Here is a 21210-nt window from a genome sequence, read left to right as displayed (position 1 = left end):
GATTAAAATAGAGAAGGTGGCGCGACCGCAGGTGCAGAGGGAGGTTCATTTGAGCAAAGATGGTCGTTTGGGTCCCTTGCTTTTTAACCCCGCTTTGCACCTGCGTTTGCGCCTAAAAGTTGACAGTAACCACTGAGCTCTGGCAGGATAGCCCTCCGTCAGCGTATACCGCCCGGACGCGATATTCATAGGTGGTGTCCATCTTAAGTGGGCCGGAATCGGTGAAGAGAAAATCTTGCTTTTTATCGGTTGTTATGGTGGCCTCGATTCTCATCATGGCCACGATGCCCGGCGTTTTTCCCGGCTTGTTACGGAAAATCTCGAAACCAATGAGGTCGTCGTTTTCCGGGGAGTACTTCCAGTTCAGATCGATGGAAAAGGCACGTCGGTCCGGACTGGCTTTGACTTTGCCGACGGGCCGCCGGATGAAGTCGTCGATGACCTGCCCACGCAACACGTCGGAACTGGCCCGCAGGCCGGAGCGGTCTACGGCGTCGAGTCGGTATTCGTGCGTTATTCCCGGCTTCAGATCGCTGTCACGATGATGACTGGTTTCTTTCTCGGCGGGGTAAGGCAGGGTACGAATCAGCTGCCAGCTAGTGTCACCGGTGGGTCGGCGGTACAGCTCATGTTGTTCGATGTCGGGCGTCCGACTGGTAGCAAAGTACACATCAATGTGAGCCGTCGTGTTCTCCAATCCCTTCAGCAGTGGTGCCGCCGGGGCGATGGTGTCTGGCCGTAATATCTCAATGTACTCGGAAAAGGGCGATGGATTGTGCCGCACGTCAAGGGCCGTTATTTTGGCGTACAGGCTCGACGTTAGGGTGTTGAGGGTGGTCTCCCCGATGTAGTAGTCGTTTACGAGTGGGCGGTCAGTGGCTAATTTGAATTCCTCCTCTGGCTGGTTGGCCAGCCAGATGCGGTAGCCGAGCAGGTCTTCTTCGGTGTTGGCATCCCAGTTCAGGATTACTTTGCCGTCGTCGGTGATGATGCCCCGTAAGTTGACCGGCGTTTCCGGCGGCGTGGTGTCATTGGGCTGTGCCATGATGGTGAAGGAGCGAAGCTCACGGTCGTACTGATCGTAGACGACGATCTGGTAGTAATTGACCCGCATTGGCGCCTCGTCGCGAAAGTTGCGGGCTTCGGCGGGCAGCAGGTCACTCAGGGGCTCAAAGATTCCCAGGGCATCTTTGGCCCGAAAGACCTGGAAATTGTTAACCGGGATGTCTTCGGGAAAGGTCCAGCTGATATCAAAGCCCCCCTCTTCGTTGGGGAAGGCACCCGCAATCGAGGGGGCCGTTGCCGGCAAGGGATCCTTACCCATGCCTTGTACTATAGTGCTGGGCGGACCATCCTGAGCGAACGGCGTACGGCCAATCACCCGCATGAAATAGGGACGGTTGTTCTCGGGTAAGGGTACCTGATAAAAGGCTGTGGGGCGTTGATCCTCTTTAAAGATCGGCACGAACGGCTCTTCGTTTACCCGTTCCCAGCTGATTCCATCGCTGGAGCGTTCGATGTGATAGCTGGTATAAAAATTCCGGGCGGTGGTTACATCCCAACTGAGCACACCGACTTTGTCTTCAAAGGTTGCACTGACGTCACTGATTTTTGCCGGCAGAAAGCGGCTACCTGCTTTGACGGTGACGAAGGCACTGTATTTATCATCCACGCCAATCAACTCTTCGGAGGCACCCTCCAGACTGTAAACGTAGGTTTCATTGGCTCGTACATTGGTGTCGGTAAAGGCCAGACCAAGCACTTTTGCTGCTGTCCAGGACTGGTCTGCCGCGTAGAGCCCGAAGCCAAAACGGTTTTGCTGGTCGGTGGCACTGTTAAAGAGGGCTCCCAGGGATACGTCGTCGTTTTCGTCCGTTGAGGGCAGGAAGCTTTGTCCATAAATAGCCTGGCCACCAATAGCGACGAAGTCGTCCGTTGCTCCGAGGGTTTCGAAGGTAGCTAAGGGAGCCGGCCGGATGTCGGCGGCAATAATCACCGCTTCTTGCCTTTCAGCTAGTGGTAGCATTTGCCCATCCCGCATCACCGTTTGCCGGCTAAGCCGCAGGCCTTTGTCCCGTATCTGCCGCCACATCTCATAGCTGCCGGGCGCCCACCGGATCTGAATACTGTCTGTACTGGCATTGGCAATCATCGCTAGCTGGATTTCCTGCTGGGCGGAGACCTGACCACTAAAACCGTAGCAGACAGCCAATATCAGTAGTAAGCAGAATGTGCTGCTGAACTTATTTATTGCCATTGAGTACTTCATAGGGGACTTGTAATTTGTAGGTGGAAGAAGGGGTAGTTTGGCCGGGAATGAAGTATTCGATGATCATTTCATAATTACCGTAGGGCGTGTAGATGAAATCCCAGCTCATGAAAGCTACAAGCGTGGCATCATCGGTGCTAAGCAGGTAATGGTTGACCTGGTTCCAGTAATCGGCGTAATCCCGGTAGGCCTGATAAGGCAGGTTGTAGCGGAAAAGCATTTGCCGGGGCTGGGTGAAAAACTCTCCGGAGCTGATGTCCGTATTCTGCAGGTAGGGTAGGGGCAGGTCGCTGTTTTGCTGTAAACTGGCGGCTCTGAACGGAGGCATACCCAATGGTTCTTCCTCTCGCCAGCTTAAGGTGAAGTTGTAGGGAGAACCGCTTGGTGAGGGGAAGTTGTCGTAAACGTTTGGCTTCAGGTGGACGTTGAACCAGTTGTCTTGGGTTACATCCGGGTTGGCCCGACTGCGGATGAGCGGTGCGTAGTCTTTGTCCGTATCACGGAAGCCTTCCAGTTCGTACCGATCGAATACTTCGGTCCCGTTGACCGCTTCTCCAAAATCATTAATGCTCAGGAAGGGGATGTATTCTCCGTTCTCATCCACAGTATCCGTGAGGGCCAGAACTTTTACAAAGGAGAAGTCTCTTTCCAGATTCTCCATTTTTTCGGCGAAGGTGCCGAATTGACTGGTGCGGAAATCAAGCCGGTAGATGAGGTGATCCTCCGTGGTTTCCAGATTGCCGTTAGCCTCCTGGGTGGCTAAGAGTACTTCCGTATTGGCGGAGTCCGGGAGGGTCCCCTGGTCGATACTCAGTAAGACATCATATACCTCCGCTATGTTATCCGTAATGTCCGCATTTTGCCCTACCGCTTCGTCTATGATTTCGAGGAAGCTAACTGTGGAGGACGCCAGGTCCGTTGCGGGAATAACAAAGCTTAGCTGGTTGCTGGAGTTGTCGTAAGCATAGCTTGAACTGTTGACTACTGCCGCACCCTGCTGGAAGCGGACACGCTGACGCCATTCCGCCGGATCGATGTTTTCAAACAGATAGTCCTGGCCCTGTTTGAGCTGGATGAAGCCCCGGTCGCTTTCGGCCGTTAAGAAGCTTGCCTGTCGATTGATGGGGTAGGCATATTCTACGTTGTTTTCAGGAATATAATCGGGCGCAGGGCCGGTACGGAAGTAAGCAATATCGTCCTGATTGGGTGGAATATTACCTCCCAGGTTTACCAGCTCATAGGACCCGTCCCCGGAACGTTTCTGTAGTAGCTGTGATTGAAGACGAACTTTATAAGTCCGGAAAGGAGGCAGAATATCTGTAGGAATGAAGGCTACAACGGTGTTGTTCTCACTCCACTCTAATGTGCCGGTGATGATGATGTTCTCGTCGATGGAGTCCGTTACGCTAAAGCTCTGCAGATTTGGCATCAATTCTAAGTATTCTCCTGTCTCATCAAGGAGAACTGTTCCTCGATTCATCGGAAAATTGAAGATGGCCTGCGGGCGGGTGAAGACGCTACTCTCCTCTGCTGACCCGTTGGGGGTAATACTTTGGACCAAGCGAATATTTTGATCTCCGGTGGGGACGACCTCACATTCCTGCCCGACTTCAAAGTCAAACTTGCAGTCGCCTTTGATGAGGCCATTGAGCACGGAGAATTTGCCGGCTACCGCTCCCTTAGCCCAGAAAGGATTCGGGAGGCGGGCCTGCACCAGCGCCGCGGCGCCTACTTCAAGGATTTTTACCTTTATTTTCAAGGCGCCGATGGCGATGTCAATACCTACTTTGCCTTCCAGGTAGCCATAAAGCTGCCCTGTAGCGTACCAGCCATTGAAGCCAATGGGGTCGGCGTTATTGAGGTCATTTGTACAGCGGGCGTTAAGGCCATAGTCTTTTAGCATCATGTCAAATCCGACTCCGCCGTAAAGCTCTGCGTAAAAGATCAGGAAGTTGAGCTTCGGCATGTTCAGGTCCAGGCTGGCACCGAAGAGCAAGCCGCCGGCGTTGGCGAAAGCCGGGTCGTCGCGGGCGATGTTGCCGAACGATGGATCATTGAGAATATTAAGCACTCGTTGTGGAGGGTCAGGAAAGGGGTCAAGAATGGTACCTGCTTCTAGATAGGCGGACAGAATCAGGCCGATGGCGTCGATGGAGCCTAGTGGCTTAGATCTTACCGTGTCTGCAGCCGTCAGCGGTGTGCTGGAGTCTGATGGCAGGCTCTCGTCGCCATTACCGTCGGCCCGGGCCAGGTTGGCCAGTTTGCTGACGTCGTAACTTAGTTTGATCGGGGTGCCCGGCCGGCCGAGGTAGAAGTACCAGTCTTCTTTTCCGAAGTAAATATTGCCCTCTCCCGCAACGTTGTTTGGGTATGCGCCCCGGATGTAGGCGATGCCAGGAGGGGCAGCGACCTGCATCCGCATATAGGCCGAGAAAGACTCGTTGGTAAAGTCGTAGCCCATATCGGCGAAGAAGGCAATCGCTGGTTTTGGGTTAGGAGTGGCTGGTGTTCGGGGCGGCGTCATGATGTTGGCGTTGCCCATCAGCCCGAGGTAGTTCAGACTACCATTGTCGTTGAAAATAATCTCGAAGGTGATATCTCCGTTGAAGACTTCACGGCGGACTGCGCCGAAGGCTACCATCGCTTTAATGCCGATACCGACACTTTGCTCGGGCACATAGCGGACACCGGAGAGACTTTCTCCCAGCTCATCGGGTAACTCCAGGAAGTCGGGTACACTGGAGGCAGGGTCTTCACCTGATTGAAAGGCATTGGCCAGATCGGATGCTTCACCAACTACGGCCAGGGTGTCGCTGGCCAGCGGTTGGTCGATACTGATTGAATCTGCTTCAGACATGGGCAGGTCAATGCTTGCAAAGCCCTCCCGTTTCATGTGGTAACTTACCCCGCCGCCGAAGCCATACAGCGCTACGCCGGTCGTGCCGAGTACGATACCCGGGTCAAGGGCCAGGTGAGCATCAGCGAAGAAGTACCGGAAGTCTTCCTGGGTATCTTCATTTTTCTTGGTGCCAAACATTCCTGCCACCGCTACCCGAATACCCGGTGTAAAGGATGCTTGGATACCGCCCTGGAATCCGGTGCCATATACCGGGTGGGTCTCGTAATTTCTAAGGTATCCAGCAAAAGCAAATCCCGGGCCCTGGTAGTTGATCGAGAGCTTATCCAGTCGTACCCGCTTAAATTTCCATTCCTGTTTGCGGGTGTCGGGGTCTACATTGACGTCACAGATGACGAAGGCGCGGCCGTTGGCGCCAAAGCCCTGGTCATCGCTTTTGACGAGATTGAGCGTCAGGTCGATACCAAAGGCGACCTCGTTTTGCGCCTCGTTCTGGAACAGGCCCACCTGGTTGAGATGAAGGGGGAAACCGGCTGCCTTAGACTGAGATGAATCCACCGACGCAATCGCCCACGTTCCCACCTCTGCAAGGTAGGGTTTCCGGGAGGAAACCTTAAAGTCTTTAAATGAAATGTAGGGTACCTTCAGGCTGTTGGTGGTGTCTTGGGGTTCAGGGACGTTGTTGAAGTCAGCACCGCTGGCATCGCTTGCTCCTCCCAAAGCTCCCCCCGCACCTGCGTCCGCGCCCTGATCGTTGTTTCCGCCACCTAAGCTGGGCTTAAAGGTGATTTGCCCGTGCAGCTCTGCCGAAGCAGCGAAGGTGTCATCCGTTTCTCTGTATTCCAGGGATATTTTGGTGTTGGGGTCAAGCCGGACCTCGGCTACGAAGGCATTCATCGTTAAGGAAGAGTCGCGTAAAGCGAGGCTAAAAGCGTATCGGCTGCCCGGTTGGATGTGGCAATTATAAGTCAGGTTAGCATCTACGGCTGGCACGATCAGTTCGCCGGCAATGGCCAGTTTTTTGAATTGGTTCTGCTGGATGCCTAGTGCCACGGTATCGATGCCGATGGCCCAGGAATCGAGGCGGCCAGTATCAATCGACAAGATGTTGGTGCCAAAAACGGTTCCCGAAAAGCCAGTTTGGTCGATGATCAGGTGCTGCGCCCCGATGGTGACCGGAACTTCATGGTCCTCTTTGCCCGTCAGGTTGTTCGGGATACGGATGCGGGCGCCACCCAGATAGAACCCTCTCCATTGCGGGTTTTGCAGACCTGTGCGTAGGGTCGGGTCCGGGCTGTCCGTCACCCCGTCGTACACATAACCAGAAGGAAACTGGACTGATGAAGGCGTGCTGGTCGTGGAAAAATCGAAAACGGCATTCTGTACGGAAAATGCCCAACCTGGCAGGCTGTCGAGTTCAAACGGGGTAATCGAGATGTCCCCCGCAAATTCTCCCCAGCCATCGGCGAAGGCGGCGAAGGTGCCAGTGACATAACCGCTGGCGTCTCTTTCGTAGGTGTAAGGATCAACGGGAACAGCGACGTTCCGGCAAACTTCCACTTTCATGTCGATAGCGACCTGATTGACGCCCTGACAGTCGAAGCGAACGTAAGTGCCATTGCCACCATTGATGGTCAGCTTCATTTTATCATTCCAACTGAAAGAAAGGTCGGAGAGCATCTTCAATTTCGTCTCTCCCTGTAGGCCGGAAGGGCCAAAACCTACACCGATGGCCTGGAAGGCCGTATGCTGGTTGACGGAAGGAATTGTTGCTGAAAAATAGGCGTTTAGGAAGGCCCCGGCAGGGGTGAATTTGATGCCGTAGATCGCCAGCATATTCGGTGAGCTACCGAGCTTCACCGGGCAGCTCACTCCGCCGTTAAGTAGGGATGGATCCGGGACGCTGCCCACAATCCCTTGCTTGGCGAACATCCGGTCTGCCGTCCAGATATAGTCCGCCGTCCAGGGGTTGGCAGGGTCGTTATAATCCAGATAATTGTAAGGATTTAAGCTATTCCATGGGTTCCAGATGTTGCTGCCATCGTATGGTTTTTCCGCGGTATAGGGGTTGTTGGGGTTGTTGTAGTCAGAGGGCGTATAGCGGGCACGGGAGTTGTTAGGATTGTACTCATTGTAAAACTGGGAATCGTCTACCACCACTCCACCGGTGCCCGTTGTACTGGTGGGGTCGAATGGAATGTAGTGGTTGTTGTAGTCAGGGTTACCAGAAGCATAGAAGTCATCGCTCTGATAGGCAACGACTGAGGGAGTATCTATCGGAGTGCTTGTGTCTCCGCAGAAGTTGAGGGGCATGGTGTCTTGGACGGCAAAAATTTCCCCTACGGTCATGAAGCCAGAGAGACTGGAAAGGCCTTCGTCGATGGCCACCACGTTGCCGTCGTACACCACCCGGTCGGTATTAATGAAAAGATTGTTGAAATGACAGTTGAAGGTTTTGAACAGCCAGGGGATTTTAACCTGGCCGAGCCCCTTCCATCCGCCCGTTCCGGTGGGGCTGGCACTTCTGATCTTCATCTTGAAGCCACCGACGGTGACTTCCTGGCCAAAGGCCAGTTCTGTAAGATTGGTGCGATTTGTAGGGAGTTCCAGGCTATTGACGGAGGCACTACAATCAACTTCGTCGTTGGGAATGCCTTCGGTCGTGAATTCGAAAACCTGGCCGAAAAGTCCGCCGCCGGCGGAGCAAATAGACTGTAGTTGTACTTCATAGGTAGTACCTTCCGTAAGGTCAGACAACGCACGCCGGTTTCTGGCAGTAGGCGTAGACTCATACCAGTTGGGGCTTCCAGTTGCCCGGTAGCGAACAACATAGCTGGATACGCCCTGAACAAGTTCCCAATTTATTCGGGCTGCATCTGTACTGATTTCAGTAGCGGAAACACCACCAGGTGCCAGACAGTCACTTCCGTAATCGAAAAAGACGGGCTCGCTGTAGCCATCATTACGGAAAGAACTGTTGTTCATTGGATCACGCGCCTGTACGCGGATCATATACTCATGACCTGGTTCCATTGTGGGAAATCCAGCATCGATCACTGCCGTTGTAATGCCGTCCACCCGGGTTTCAACGAAGGGTTGCTGTAAGGTGTAAATCTGTTCCGGTGTAAAGTTGGTCGTAGGATCTACCTGGTATATTTCCACCCGATAATCAGTAATGAAAGAGGCCGTATGCCGGGCCTGCCACTGAACGATAAGATTTTGCGGGTTAAGCGGTTGCTGCTGGCCGGTCGGAGAGAGTACCACCGGAGGGTCAAGTAAAGAGGCTTGTACGAAGGTGCACGCCCGGTCCGAGGCTGCTTCTTCCTGCGCCCGGTTGTAATCGAAAGCCCGTACACATATGGTGTAGGAACCATCGGGCAAGCCCCCGTTCTGGATGTAGCTCTGGCGCGAATATCCCGTGAAACTCAGATGATCCAGGTTCAGGTACTCACTCAGCTCAATGCCGCCGAGCTGTACTACCTGTCCGTAATTGAGGTTAATGGGTGTCGGCAGCCAGTTGTTATTTGTTTGTAGCCGGATACCGTTCCCCTCGATGGTCAGCTCCAGCCGTACCTGGTAATTCCCGTCATTCCGGTCATTCAAGAGCAGCGAAACGCCCAGGGAATTGTTGAGCGGGTCACTCCATTCGCTGATCTGGTTGGAAAAAGGTGGCAATGATTGCAGCACCGCAGTGACGGGGTAAGACTGGGCAGAAACGCTCAGACTCAGTAGAAAAACGAAAGAACAAATAAGGGTGCGTAGGGAAGACATAGCGTGTATAATTGTGACTAGTTCCGTAAATCGTTTGGGATGGTTTTCCTCTCCTCCGGACGGCTCTTTTCGGGAGCGAGGACACGTCTCAGGTGTAGGAGCTTGGTGGACGTTACTTTCTGTCGTCAGAAAGCTTGTCATGCTCAGGTTTGTCTTTACGCCCAATACTGCCTCCGAAGCTGTAGCCATAGGTCAGCGAACCGTACCACTCCCGGAAGTTGCGGTCGGCCAGCTCGGAACCAAAGCGGTTGATGTGGTTGGCCCGCAGCCCCAGCCGGTGGCTGTTGGCCAGTCGGTAGGTGCCGCCCAGCGAAAGATTGAATACGCGGTTGCTGTCGCCGTTTTGTTCGGAGAGGCTAAGCGCCGTTTGCAGATGGGTAGCCAGGGCGTTGTTGAAGAAATTCTTATTGATGCCCAGGGTGGGGGAAAGGGCATTGTTGTTGATGGTGCCAATGCGGGTGGTGTTGTACGTCAGGCCGGTGTTCCACTGCAAGCCCGCGTCAGGATTACCCGCAGTGTAAGCTAGCGAAGCCACCGTTACCTGACTGTTGGCGTTTTGATTCACTTCATCATTGACAATGTTATTAGCCAGTTGCCGCATCAGCATCAGGCGGAGGGAGGAGGGCTTATCTTTACTTCCCAGTTGACGAAGTACCATTACGTTGGCACTTTGGGTTACCTGGGCGAGGAAGATGCTGTCAACCGGGGCAAGTAGATTGGTCCGCGCCCGCAGCTTAGTGTCGTTGCGGAAGTTGCTGTAGCCGCCGCTCAGCATCCACTTATCGTCGGGGCGGTAGTTAAGGTTGGCAGAGGCAATGATGCGGTTGGTTGATTCCTGTTCCTCACTGTCCAGGTTGGTGCGCTCAAGTCCGCCGTTGACAAAGACGGTCAGTTTGTTCTCCAGGAAACTGCGGTTGAGGCCGAGGGTGATGTTTTCGGAGTCTTTATTGAAAAACAGCGCGCCCAGGGTCCGGAATCCCCGCGTAATGCGTTCGTAACGAGCCTGCAAACCATAATTTGTCTGGTTGTAGGCCAGCCCGATTTGGTATGCCTGCCCGGTTTGGGTCTCATCGGTGGGGGAGAACAGGCCGAAGAGGGAATTACCGAAATTGGTTTCGGCATCGCTAAGCGGAGCAGCAGAACGATTGCCGTTGAAGGCCGAGTGGGCGAGTTCACCGAAAAGCGATAAGTTTTTTCCTAGTTGCTGCCGCCCCTCCAAGCTGATCACTTTATTGTTTTGCAGGCCAAGGACGGGCCCAAGCTCCGTCTGTGGAGGCAACCCGTCCTCCTCCTGATCGTCAGCACCAAAGAAGTTGGCGTACAAGGCGGTCTTTTTACCGCCGTAACCAACTCGGAACCCGTATCCATTTCGCTGGTAAAACCCGTTGAGGTCGCCCAGGGCATTAAGGTCGTTCGCCAGGGCGCGGTTGAGCTTGCCGTAGAATCCGGACACATGAAATTTCCCGGGCTCCAGTGTTAGTCCTACACCCCGGAAACTGATGCCCGCCATGGTGTAGCGACTGAAGCTCATGCTTCGGTCTCCGGCATGAAGGGTTGCCCATTTGTAGCGGGGACTGATGCCAACAAAGGAATAAGAGGGTAAGCCAAAGTTTTGGTTAGCTTCCGAAAAGACGAAACTGAACGGCGCATTAATACCCAAAAAGCTGAAGTTGAGGCTGGCCCGTGCTCCCCACTGGAAGTTGTCCCGCCGGTTCGCAATGCCCACCGCGTCATAAAACTGACTCGTCAGATTAATGCCGCCGGTAATGCTGAGCTGCTGCTCTTTCAGGTTCTTCAATCGGTTAATCGTCCCTTCTACATCCTGTGCGGCGCAGACGCAGGATGCAAGCAAAAGAACAAAAAGCAGTGTGTGTCGGGATGAATTGGGCATAACATTTCAGCTAAGTTCCAGGGAAGGGCAAAGGGACCCTCTCCCGGTAATTAGTGCTAACATATAGCTTTGCTTCTGCCACGGAAAGAAGCTCTTTCCGAAGGGCTGATTCTGCTTTCCGAAGGTTTTTATCACCAGGTATAACTACGTGTTTTTCTCTCTTGTCAAGGTTTTTTCCCATCTTGAGGAATGGCAGCGCTGAAAAACATTCTCCTTCTCCAGATCACCATCTCATTCATACTTGTCTCCTGTTGCGGTAAGCTTTACGGGCAATGGCTCCCCGTTGAAGAGGTGGAAGTCTTACTCCCCAATGGAGATGTCTACGAAAAGTCAATGGAGGTGGTGCATGTTGACCAGGCGGGTATGCTATGGCTGTCTAGATATCCCGATGGATTGGGCGTTTATGATGGCGAAAAAATGATCCCTTACGGCTTCGAAAACGGGCTCTCCACTAATGTCTGGTACGTCAGTCAGGATGAACTGGGATTCATCTGGCTGGGCACCAGAAACACAGCTTCTGAGAGAGGTGGTGTTCAGCGATCCAGCAAGCCCTTCCTTAATGGAATTCTCCCCAAGGACGTAGTGTTTCTCGATTCTCTGCCCGGATTACCTCTTTTGGATGTAGAGGTCTCTGCTCTTAAGAAGGATGAGCTGGGCAACCTCTGGGCGGCATCAGTAGATAGCTTGCTGATCCGGTATCATGTCGATGCCGAGGGGACTGTTTCTGCTGATACCATTGCACCGCCAACCGGTGTGTTTGGTGGTTTAATGATAGCTTTCAAGGAGCAGCAGGCTTATCTGCTCGACCGGGATGCGAGCCGGCTTTATCGTGTTCCAATCGACTATGAGGTGGGAGACACCATGGAACAAGTAGAACTTCCGGGAAGTACAGTTGGAAACATCCATTTTGGACCCGGTGACCGCCTGTATTGGAAGGGGGCAGAAAGACTGTTTATGGCAGACGCTCCTCTAGCCAAACCGCTGGAAGACATTAAGAATAATATCCGGGAGCTGGAGATGGGAGTTGTGAAGGAAAATTTTGTATTTCCTGATAACGAAACAATGCTGGTTCTATCGACTGGCAATCTGATCGAGATCAACACCAACACACTCTCTATCCGCCGGATTTACGATTCTGCTCTGGACCTCAATGTCAAACCCTTACTCGATATCTTTAAGGGAAGGACCGGTAATATTTGGTTGGCCACCAACGATGGCCTGGCGAGAATGCCGGTAGACTACCGGGCTTATTTGAGCCCGAACCTGCATTCTACCGGCTTGAGTACCGGCCTGGGAGATGAAGCTACTGTACAGGCGGCCCGAATGACCGGACCCGAAGGGAAGTGGCTGACCATCGGTACTTCTCAGGGGCTACTTCTTCGTTCGGAAGAAGGCACCTGGACTGCAGTCGGCGAAGCAGAAGGTTTACCCTATCCACAGGTTTTGGGAGTCGCATCCGATGATGAAGGGCGAATTTGGGCTTCCTCCCGTCAAAGCGGCGTCAATTTACTTACCCCCGAATCAAACCCTCACGATATCAGGGTGGCCAGTAAAACCCTCAATTTATTTGACCGGCCTTACCTCATCCATCAGATTCCCTCACTTTTGTCCTACGTCCCAAGTGCATTAAATTTGGAAAGAGCATCTGGTGGAGACCCGGTTCCATCCATCTGGGGAGGGAATGGCACCTTCGGAATGGTACTCTCTGACGATGAGCCCTGGTACCTTTTTACAAAGGAAACAGGCCTGGAAACAGCAGTCCTGACTTTTTATGAAAAAGACGAGCAGGAGCATCTTATTGCAGCTAACATCCAGACGGGTGTTTTCCGCTCCAAAGAGCCATTTACCTTCGAGGAAGTGCAGCGCCTCGCAACCAAAGGCAAGGCTGTTTCTAAAAACAGATCCTATGCCGGCGTCCGGGATACGGGGCTTTTTGAACACATTCCCCTGATTTGGAATGATGTTGTATTCCCCGCCATAACGATCATACGAAAATGGGAAAATGAGCTCTGGGCTGGTGTTCCCGGTGGAGTATTGATCCTTGATCTTAATACGCTTAAAGCTCGGGAATTCGTCTCTTTGCAAGACACCTTACGCACCCCCACTGACATTGCTTTTGATCCAGACCGAAACCGGGCGTGGGTTATCACCGGTTTGGGGCTGTGTGAAGTGCATTTGGAGAACTACGAATTACTCAATGTCATCCGTAAAGCAGATGGCCTTCGTGGCGAAATCGGATACGGACCACAGTGTACGGTACTAGACGAAACCGGAACCATCTTTTTCGGGTCTGAAAAAGGGCTGGCGGCTTATCGTCCGGAGTTAGCAAGGCACGCAAAAGACTCCTTTGCCCTCTACGTGAGAGAAAACGATTTATACCAGAATGGCTGGGGAAAAAATGAAGCTTATTTCAGTTATGCTGCCCTGGATTATGATAACAGGAAAAAACAATATCAAACCAAACTGGAAGGCTACGATGAAGAATGGTCGGATTGGTCTAAAGACGCCAACCTTCGGTACACCAACTTGCCCGCCTACCTGTTCCCCAAGGTCTATAAATTCAGGGTCCGGTCCCAAACAACGAACGGAGATTGGGTGGAGAACGAGGTTCCGACTAAGATCGAAGTCTCTCCCCCCTGGTACCTGACTTGGTGGGCGGCGCTCATTGGTCTGGGCTTACTCGCCCTGATGATCCGCTGGTACCTGCGCTTTCAGCTCCGCCGGCAGGCGGAAGCCCTAGCCCTGCAGGAAGCCGAAGTCGTCCGGGAACAACGCGATGAGATCAAACTGAAGAACGATCAGAACGAACTTCTCCTCAAAGAAATCCATCACCGCGTAAAAAATAACCTCGAGGTCGTTTCCAGCCTTCTGGAACTGCAGTCGGTAGGACTCGCCGATTCAGATGCACGTGACGCCATGCAGGCCGGACAAAGCCGGGTGCAAAGCATGGGCCTCTTGCACCAGAAACTGTACCAGGGAGATAACCTGGCGGCCATTGAGATGGAAGACTATTTCAATAACCTCGCAGAAAGCTTACTGGAAACCTACGAAGCAGAAGAACGAATCAAGGTCGACGTCAAAATGTCCCCTCTGGAACTGGATGTCGATACCGCCGTCCCCCTCGGTTTAATCGTCAACGAACTGCTCACCAACACCATCAAGTATGCGTTTGGCTCGGCTGCTGAGGGCGAGGCCGCAGGTGCAGTGGAAGTCGGGCTGAGCAAGGAAGGAAACAGTTACCTCCTTCGGGTCAAAGACAACGGCTCCGGCAAAGACTTCGACGCGCCGGCCACCGGATCCGGCTTCGGTACCCGCCTGGTAGACCTCCTTTCCCGGCAGTTGGGAGGAACCCTCAACGAAGTAAATGATGGAGGACTCAAAACAGAGTTGCGGTTCAATGAACGACCATCCTGACTCCCCTTCGGAAAGGGAAAGCCACCCTTCGGAAAGAACCATTCGTTGCCGTTCACTTCAGTCCTGAGTTTTGGACCAGAACACAACTCATACGCTATGGCTTTTCAATCCGGACAACTCACCATCACCAGCGACCCACGATCTCCCGACCCGCGTCGGGATCGGATCTACGTGCACTACAAAAAACGAATGACGCGAATCATGACCTCCGAAATCCGCTACGTAGAAGCCAATCGAGCCTATTGCCACCTGGTTACTACCGACGGTCGTGAATTCACCCTCTCTCTTTCCCTTGGCGCCCTGGAGCGCCAACTGCCTCAGGGCAATATCATACGTATCCATCGCTCTTACCTGGCCAACGTTCTTCATATTGATGGAATCGGAGACAAGGCCCTTCGTACCGGCAAGAAAACCCTGCCACTCTCCCGGAATTGCCGCGAAGAACTATTCAGACGTATCCGCGTAATTGGCAAGGGCTGAGCCGGAGATTACCTCCAACTCAGCCCTTACGCCAGACCTTCAATCTTTTAGGCCCAAACTCAATCCATCGTGATCGAGATGGATGTTTTGCCGTTAATCGCCCGGCCGGTCTGTTGCTCGTAAAGTTCCAGAAAGCGGGCGTGGCCTTCCTCAGAGACCTTCTTACCGTTCACTTTCAACTTCTGAGCATCAACGGAAAGTTTCCTCAGTAGATCGTTGCCTTCGATCAGGCCTTCGCGCTGAAGTTGTTCCACCAGCACTTCGTAGCTGGCTTCGCGGCGCTCCATTCTCATCTCTTGACGCTCGATACTGCGCAGCTCGCGTGCTGCGCTGCGCTCCTGCCGTTCCATGTCCCGTTGCTGCAGTTCAATGTCTCTTTCCTGGCGCTCCAGGTCGGCCTTCATGCGGGCCTTTTTGCGCTCTAACTGCTCAATCATCGTCTCCATTTCCCGAATTTCTTCTTCGGCCTGGTGGTGCTCTCCGGTGGGTATGTCCTGATTCAGCCCTTTGGGGTCCATCCCGTTGGAGTGCCATTCAAACGATTCGTCGATGCCGGTACTGTCAATGAACCAGCTACCGTCATCGCCCCGGAATTCGAAACGCATGGTGTTGCCGTTTCCATCGAACTCGAACATTCGTTCGATGCTTTCGCCAAGGCGTTCACCCATCCGTTCGAAGTCTTCGCCCAGGTTTTCGAAACGTAATTCGAAGCTCTCGCCCAATTTTTCGAAATGCTCTTCCATTTTTTGCAATGACTCCTCATCGGAGAACATGCCCATGCCAGAGCCGATATGCTGATTGTCGGTACCGGTACCCAGCAGATTCTCGACCCGGTCCATATACTGGTCGTATTTACTGGCCGGAACCTCCTCTCCGTCAACTTTCAGCGATTTGATTTCATGGTCCTCTACGGTAAATTCAATCGAAGATCCATTGCGGTACGAACTCACTTTATGGCGCCCGCCGGGCAAACTGTCGATTTGAGTAGCCGCTGCCGCAGGTGCAGAGAAAGTTGAAAGAGCATCGCTCTCCGCAGCAGAAATGGTTGCTACGCTTAGCAGCAGACCAAATAGGGTGAAATACAGTTTCATGGTTGATTGGTTGTGGTGAATACAAAAATAAGGACTTTAAGGAATCCTGCCCAGACCTGTTCTTACAAGAATGACGATCCCGGTATCCAAGGGTTGCATCCTGCTCAACGACTGAGTCCGGGCACTTCTCTTCAAAAAAGAAAACACCGTAACATTGTCGCAGGATCGCGCCGCAGAAGCCAAAAATGCCACCGATCTGAGTTACCTTGCCTCCTATGTTGACCGACTATCACAACGCAAAAGACATAACGCTCTCTCAGGACTTCTGCTGGGGCGAAGAAGACGTCCGGCTGGCTGCGGCCGGAGGCCGCATTCTTGCCGCGCCACTCCTGACCGACCGCCCTCAACCGCCTTACGACCGGGTAACGATGGATGGCATCGCCATCCACTACGCCGCCTATGCTTCAGGGAAGCGCAGCTTCCCCGTTGCCGGCATCGTTGCTGCGGGAACCAAACCGGTTACACTGACCGATCCCGGTGGCTGCCTCGAAGTAATGACGGGGGCGGTGCTTCCACCCGGAACAACTACCGTCATTCGCTATGAAGACCTGGTCCGTAAAGGTTCGGAATTCTTACTTCCGGAAGGAATTGAGGATAGTAAAAACATCCACTGGCGGGGCAGCGATGTCGAAGAGGGGCAGGAACTGCTCTCTCCCGGCGCGCGCATCGGTGGTGCAGCTATCAATCTTCTGGCGGGCTGCGGCTACGCCGACGTACGCGTAAAAAAACTACCCCGTGTAGCCATCATCGCCACCGGCGACGAACTTGTCGGGGTAGCAGAAAAGCCCCTGCCACACCAGATTCGGATGTCGAACGTATTTCATCTCCGGCACCAGCTGGCAACGGCTGGCATCGAAGCTTCGACTCATCATTTGGCCGACGATAAGGCCGAGCTCACTACTGCGATCACAACCTTACTTGCCCGGAACGATGTCCTCATTTTCAGCGGCGGGGTCTCGAAGGGGAAATACGACTTTCTCCCCGAAGTGCTGGCGAATCTCGGCGTCCGGAAACTGTTGCACCGGGTTGCTCAGCGACCCGGTAAACCGATTTGGGTAGGGCGAACCGACGAAACGATGGTCTTCGGTCTGCCGGGGAATCCGGTTTCGAGCCTAACGGGGTTGCTCGCTTACGTAGGCCCGTTTCTGCGCCAAAACCTGGGCATTGCCACTCGTGAAGAGCTCAGGTCCCTAGCAATGGATTTTTCGTTCGGCAAAGACCTCACGCTCTTTCAGGTCGTATCAACCGATCCTGCGACCCAGTGCGTACAACCAGTTGCCAACGCAGGATCGGGCGATGCGTCCAGCATGCTGAGGGCCGATGGGTTGCTGGTTTTACCGCGCGAACGTTCAACTTTTAAGGCCGGCGAGGCTTTTCCGTTTATTCCTTTCGATAAGATTCTATGAAAAAGCCACACCAGAAACATCCGCCCCTGACCCGTCCTGAAGGCGATCATTACGCCCGTACGGATATAGCCCTTGTTGGTTCCACCTGCGCTGTAATGGATAAGCTCATCGTTGAATGGGCCGAAAAACTTCAGCCCGATCACAATACCCTTACGGTGATCGGAGACCATGCTGATCCGCTTGCCGGCAAGTTGTTCCAAACGGGCAATAAGCGCTTCGGTACGCCAGCCGAAGGCTGGAATGAGTACGACGAACGGCTTCAGCGCGGCCACTATGATTGTGCCCTCGTCAACGGAAATCATTATCCCGCCGCGCACCAGATCGTGTTCGTCGACGAGCAGAAAGCGAGTACCCTGGAGCGCCGCCAAGAGCAACTGACTGATGTGTCGGCGATCGTGATGGTAGATGAGGCTCGGCAGCAGGTGCCGGCTTGGTTGGAGGAACAATTGGCCGATCGGCCCGCTCCGCTGGTCTGCACGCTGTCGGAAGCAGAAAACATGGTCTTACCCCTGCTTCTCAACTTACTTGGCACCCGCGTCCCCGCCCTGAAAACCCTCATCCTTACCGGCGGCAAAAGTGAACGGATGGGCGAACGTAAAGCCGACCTCGTTTACCGTTCCGATGGCCAGACGGAAGCCGAACGCCTGGCATCTATCTGTGATGAATTACTCCCCGGAAGTGTCCATATCTCCGTCGCTGAACCCGGGCAGGAGCCCGTGGGCAATTTCCCTAACCTGGCTGATCGCTTCCCCGGCCTGGGCGCCGCCGGCGCCATTGCCACCGCCTTCCTTACCGATCCCAACGCCGCCTGGCTCGTGCTCGCCTGCGACCTTCCTCTGCTCGAAAAAGAACAAATTTCTGCATTGATCGAAGCCCGAGCCTCCGGCAAACTCGCCACAGCCTACCAGCTTTCGTCCCAGCGATTTCCTGAACCTCTCGTTGCCATCTACGAACCGAAGGCTTACCCGCGGTTATTGCAATTCCTGGCCATGGGGTATGCCTGCCCGCGTAAAGTATTGATCAATAGCGATGTAAAAGAGTTGGTAGTGGAAAACGAAGCCCCTTTCACCAACGCCAATACGAAGGAGGAGCGCGAAAAGGTACTTTCCTTGCTGCAGTAGTCCTGCGCGCGACGCGCTACCTCAGATCATAACGAACCAAAGAACCAACTTACCTTACCTGTCCTTAAAGAGCCTTAACCAAGCCAATGACCAAACAATCCACCCACCACCTGCTGATGGTCCGCCCGCGCGACTTCGCCATCGGTAGTCCTACGCACATCGATAACCTCTTCCAGGAAATTGCTCCGCCTGAGCACCAGCGCGAGATCGCCGCCGCTGCGCAGAAAGAGTTCGATAACTACGTTGAAGTTTTACGGGCCAATGGCCTGCGCATAACCGTAATGGACGATCAGGAGGGCATCCCCACTCCCGATTCCGTATTCCCCAACAATTGGTTCAGTACCCACGATGATGGCCTGTACGTAACCTACCCTATGTTCTGGCCACAACGTCGGATCGAGCGCAGACAAGACGTGCTCGAAGTGCTGGACCGTGACCACACCATCAACCGTACACTGGCGCTGGAACACTGGGAAAACGACGGACGAATCCTGGAAGGAACGGGCAGTCTCGTCCTTGATCGTCAGAACCGGATCGCCTACGCCTGCCACTCGGAGCGGGCTACTCCTGCTGCCATCGCAGACTGGTGCATGGCGATGGACTACGCTCCGATTACTTTCGACGCTCTGGATAAACGCGGAGGAGTGATTTACCACACTAACGTGATGCTTGCCGTAGGCACAGATGTCGCGCTGGTGTGTCTGGACAGCGTCCGTGACCCCGCCGAAAAATCCAAACTGACGGAGAGCCTCGCCCTGACGGGAAAGAAAATTATCGGTCTTTCACTCGATCAGGTAGACAACTTTGCCGGCAACGCACTGGAAGTCACTACACCGAACGGACCAGCCTGGGTGATGTCAACGACGGCATTTAATGCCCTTGATCCGGCTCAGAAAGAAGCCCTCGGAGCGCCGATCATACACGCAGCATTGCCCGTGATCGAGAAATATGGCGGTGGAAGCGCACGTTGTATGATCTCCGAAATTTTCCTTCCGGGCAAATAAAACCAGTTGCAACCTTGCCGTTCGTCACCTCCGGCGGGTTTCGCTTCGGCCAGGTTGGAAGTTACGCTTCCGGCAAACCAAAAATCAATCATCAAATAGCTTAATATCTAACTCATGCTAAAGTACGAAAACCTCCTCGTCGAGGAAAAAGAGAACATCCTTCACGTAACGATCAACCGCCCCAAAGCCCTCAACGCGCTGAATCAGCAGACGATGAGTGAACTCGAGCAATTGTTCGGGAAGGACTACGCCGACCGTAAGGACATCATCGGTGTACTGCTGACCGGATCAGGAGACCGTGCCTTTGTTGCCGGAGCCGACATTAAAGAATTCATCGGCGTTGCCTCCGAAGGCTCCGGCAAGGAGATGGCTACCCGCGGGCAGGACGTTTTCTTCCTTATCGAGAATTTTCACCGTCCGGTGCTTGCCCTGGTTAATGGTTTTGCCCTCGGCGGAGGTTGTGAACTGGCGATGGCCTGTCATATGCGGATTGCCCACGAAACTGCCCGCTTTGGTCAGCCCGAAGTGAACCTCGGCATCATCCCCGGCTACGGCGGTACCCAACGACTCAATCAGTTGATCGGTAAAGGGAAAGCAATGGAACTTACCCTGACGGGTAACATGATCAACGCCGTCGAAGCACATACGCTCGGCCTTGTGAACTACTGCCTCCCCGCCGGAGAGGCAATGGCCAAGGCGCTGGAGTTGCTCCAAACGATCGGGACCAAAGGTCCCGTTGCGATCGAGGAGTCCATCCGGGCCATCAACGCTTACTATGCCAGCAGCGATTTCGTGGCTGAAGCTGAAGCCTTCGGCCGGGCATCTTCTACTGAAGACTTTATGGAAGGTGCTTCTGCCTTTGTTGAGAAGCGTAAAGCGGACTTCAAGGGGAAATAGAATGGATGGGTAATTTGCATTTTATCCATAAAAAAAACGGCTGATCTCCTTGCCTGGAGATCAGCCGTTTTTTGATTGAACCAAGGGGAATACAGCTTACTGTACTTCTTCCAGCTCAACGTAAAACACGAGTTCGGAGTTGGCGGGGATGCTGCCGTCTGGTGTACCCTGAGCACCGTAACCGAGCTCAGCAGGAATGAAGAAAGTTGCTTTTGCTCCTTCCTTCAGCAGAGCGATACCTTCATCCCAACCGCGGATGACGCGACCGGTACCAAGCTGGAAGGGAATACCTTCTCCGCGGCCGAACGACTGGTCGAATACTTCGCCGTCTTTAGCGAGTTGACCAATGTACTGAACCACTACTCCTTTACCAGCTTCAGCCTGGGGGCCGGTGCCTTCTTCGTGAATGATGTATTTCAGGCCTGATTCGGTGGCTTTAATGTCACCATCCAGTTTGCCGGCACGGTAGTCAGTAACGACTTTTGCTGCGAAAGCAAGACGCTCGGGCTCGAGTGCGCGAATCTTCTCAGCTTTTGCGGCTGCCTCGGCTTGTTTGGCTTCCTGGCGAGCGGTGAAGTCTGCCTCAGAAACGATTTCGGTAACGATTACGTCGTAAAGAACAACAGAGTCGTTCTCCATGCCCGGGGGCTTGGCTGGGAACGCATCGATGTTTACACGAACGACGGCACTGTCTCCTACGCGCATGTTGCGCACTACGTCTTCAACGGGGCCGATTTCATCAGCGGTTGCGGTTGTTTCGGCAGCCTGGATAACGGGGAGTTCGCCTCCACCGGTGCGGGTGCTGAACAGCGTACTGTCACCTTCCGTGCGCATAGCAGCGTGGAAGTAGACAAAATCGCCGGGCTGTACCATGTCACCACTGCCGCCAGCAGTGAAAAGTTGATAGCGGTTGCCAAGCTCGGTAGACTGCATGGCAGTACTGCCACCATCCTTCTCGCAGGCGTAAAATACAGAGCCTGCAAGCAGCAGAAATAATAATGAACGCATA

Annotated in this window: 11 protein-coding genes; 6 read left to right on the top strand and 5 right to left on the bottom strand. The window is 53.7% G+C overall.

Going from position 1 to position 21210, the window contains the following annotated elements; all coding sequences use genetic code 11:
* Window positions 1-112: 112 nt before the first annotated feature.
* From FUA23_RS14185 to FUA23_RS14175, 3 genes are all read right to left on the bottom strand, one after another.
* On the bottom strand, window positions 113-2269 hold the full coding sequence (locus FUA23_RS14185) for a fibronectin type III domain-containing protein (protein WP_147931410.1): 2157 nt from the start codon (window positions 2267-2269) through the stop codon (window positions 113-115).
* Window positions 2244-8897: a fibronectin type III domain-containing protein gene (locus FUA23_RS14180; RefSeq protein ID WP_187271033.1), complete on the bottom strand. Its 6654-nt coding sequence runs from the start codon at window positions 8895-8897 to the stop codon at window positions 2244-2246. Before FUA23_RS14180 ends, FUA23_RS14185 begins: the two co-directional genes overlap by 26 nt.
* Window positions 8898-9009: 112 nt before the next feature.
* Window positions 9010-10788: a hypothetical protein gene (locus tag FUA23_RS14175; protein ID WP_147931408.1), complete on the bottom strand. Its 1779-nt coding sequence runs from the start codon at window positions 10786-10788 to the stop codon at window positions 9010-9012.
* Between the two features lie 189 nt (window positions 10789-10977).
* Here FUA23_RS14175 and FUA23_RS14170 point away from each other — a divergent pair, with 189 nt between their 5' ends.
* Together FUA23_RS14170 and FUA23_RS14165 are read left to right on the top strand one after the other, a co-directional pair.
* Complete coding sequence (locus FUA23_RS14170; protein ID WP_147931407.1) at window positions 10978-14202, top strand: histidine kinase dimerization/phosphoacceptor domain -containing protein; 3225 nt, start codon at window positions 10978-10980, stop codon at window positions 14200-14202.
* Window positions 14203-14298: 96 nt separating this feature from the next.
* A complete protein-coding gene (locus FUA23_RS14165) occupies window positions 14299-14682 on the top strand; it encodes a LytR/AlgR family response regulator transcription factor (RefSeq protein WP_147931406.1) in 384 nt (127 codons plus the stop codon).
* Window positions 14683-14741: 59 nt separating this feature from the next.
* Here FUA23_RS14165 and FUA23_RS14160 read toward each other — a convergent pair whose 3' ends face one another.
* Window positions 14742-15773, bottom strand: coding sequence for a hypothetical protein (locus FUA23_RS14160; RefSeq protein WP_147931405.1), 1032 nt, complete (start codon window positions 15771-15773; stop codon window positions 14742-14744).
* Window positions 15774-15988: 215 nt separating this feature from the next.
* On the opposite strand from FUA23_RS14160, the gene FUA23_RS14155 reads away from it, so the two are divergent.
* From FUA23_RS14155 to FUA23_RS14140, 4 genes are all read left to right on the top strand, one after another.
* On the top strand, window positions 15989-17179 hold the full coding sequence (locus FUA23_RS14155; protein WP_147931404.1) for a molybdopterin molybdotransferase MoeA: 1191 nt from the start codon (window positions 15989-15991) through the stop codon (window positions 17177-17179).
* A complete protein-coding gene (gene mobA, locus FUA23_RS14150) occupies window positions 17176-18300 on the top strand; it encodes a molybdenum cofactor guanylyltransferase (protein ID WP_222707038.1) in 1125 nt (374 codons plus the stop codon). The genes FUA23_RS14155 and mobA overlap by 4 nt, the downstream gene beginning before the upstream one ends.
* 86 nt (window positions 18301-18386) lie before the next feature.
* Window positions 18387-19304: a citrulline utilization hydrolase CtlX gene (gene ctlX, locus FUA23_RS14145; protein ID WP_147931403.1), complete on the top strand. Its 918-nt coding sequence runs from the start codon at window positions 18387-18389 to the stop codon at window positions 19302-19304.
* Between the two features lie 114 nt (window positions 19305-19418).
* The gene (locus FUA23_RS14140; protein WP_147931402.1) at window positions 19419-20201 is read left to right on the top strand and encodes an enoyl-CoA hydratase/isomerase family protein; all 783 of its coding nucleotides are present in this window, start codon (window positions 19419-19421) and stop codon (window positions 20199-20201) included.
* Window positions 20202-20297: 96 nt separating this feature from the next.
* On the opposite strand, the gene FUA23_RS22765 is transcribed toward FUA23_RS14140, so the two are convergent.
* A complete protein-coding gene (locus tag FUA23_RS22765) occupies window positions 20298-21209 on the bottom strand; it encodes an FKBP-type peptidyl-prolyl cis-trans isomerase (RefSeq protein WP_246144231.1) in 912 nt (303 codons plus the stop codon).
* Between the last annotated feature and the right edge of the window lies 1 nt (window position 21210).

Origin of the sequence: Neolewinella aurantiaca, assembly GCF_008014675.1 — a bacterium.
Taxonomy (GTDB): Bacteria; Bacteroidota; Bacteroidia; order Chitinophagales; family Saprospiraceae; genus Neolewinella; species Neolewinella aurantiaca.
This window is presented reverse-complemented; position numbering and strand designations above follow the sequence as displayed.

Coding starts and splice junctions, on each gene's coding strand:
- FUA23_RS22765 (WP_246144231.1), bottom strand. CDS start 21,209: ATGCGTTCATTATTATTTCTGCTGCTTGCAGGCTCTGTATTTTACGCC.
- FUA23_RS14170 (WP_147931407.1), top strand. CDS start 10,978: ATGGCAGCGCTGAAAAACATTCTCCTTCTCCAGATCACCATCTCATTC.
- FUA23_RS14185 (WP_147931410.1), bottom strand. CDS start 2,269: ATGAAGTACTCAATGGCAATAAATAAGTTCAGCAGCACATTCTGCTTA.
- FUA23_RS14155 (WP_147931404.1), top strand. CDS start 15,989: ATGTTGACCGACTATCACAACGCAAAAGACATAACGCTCTCTCAGGAC.
- FUA23_RS14140 (WP_147931402.1), top strand. CDS start 19,419: ATGCTAAAGTACGAAAACCTCCTCGTCGAGGAAAAAGAGAACATCCTT.
- FUA23_RS14175 (WP_147931408.1), bottom strand. CDS start 10,788: ATGCCCAATTCATCCCGACACACACTGCTTTTTGTTCTTTTGCTTGCA.
- ctlX (WP_147931403.1), top strand. CDS start 18,387: ATGACCAAACAATCCACCCACCACCTGCTGATGGTCCGCCCGCGCGAC.
- mobA (WP_222707038.1), top strand. CDS start 17,176: ATGAAAAAGCCACACCAGAAACATCCGCCCCTGACCCGTCCTGAAGGC.
- FUA23_RS14165 (WP_147931406.1), top strand. CDS start 14,299: ATGGCTTTTCAATCCGGACAACTCACCATCACCAGCGACCCACGATCT.
- FUA23_RS14160 (WP_147931405.1), bottom strand. CDS start 15,773: ATGAAACTGTATTTCACCCTATTTGGTCTGCTGCTAAGCGTAGCAACC.
- FUA23_RS14180 (WP_187271033.1), bottom strand. CDS start 8,897: ATGTCTTCCCTACGCACCCTTATTTGTTCTTTCGTTTTTCTACTGAGT.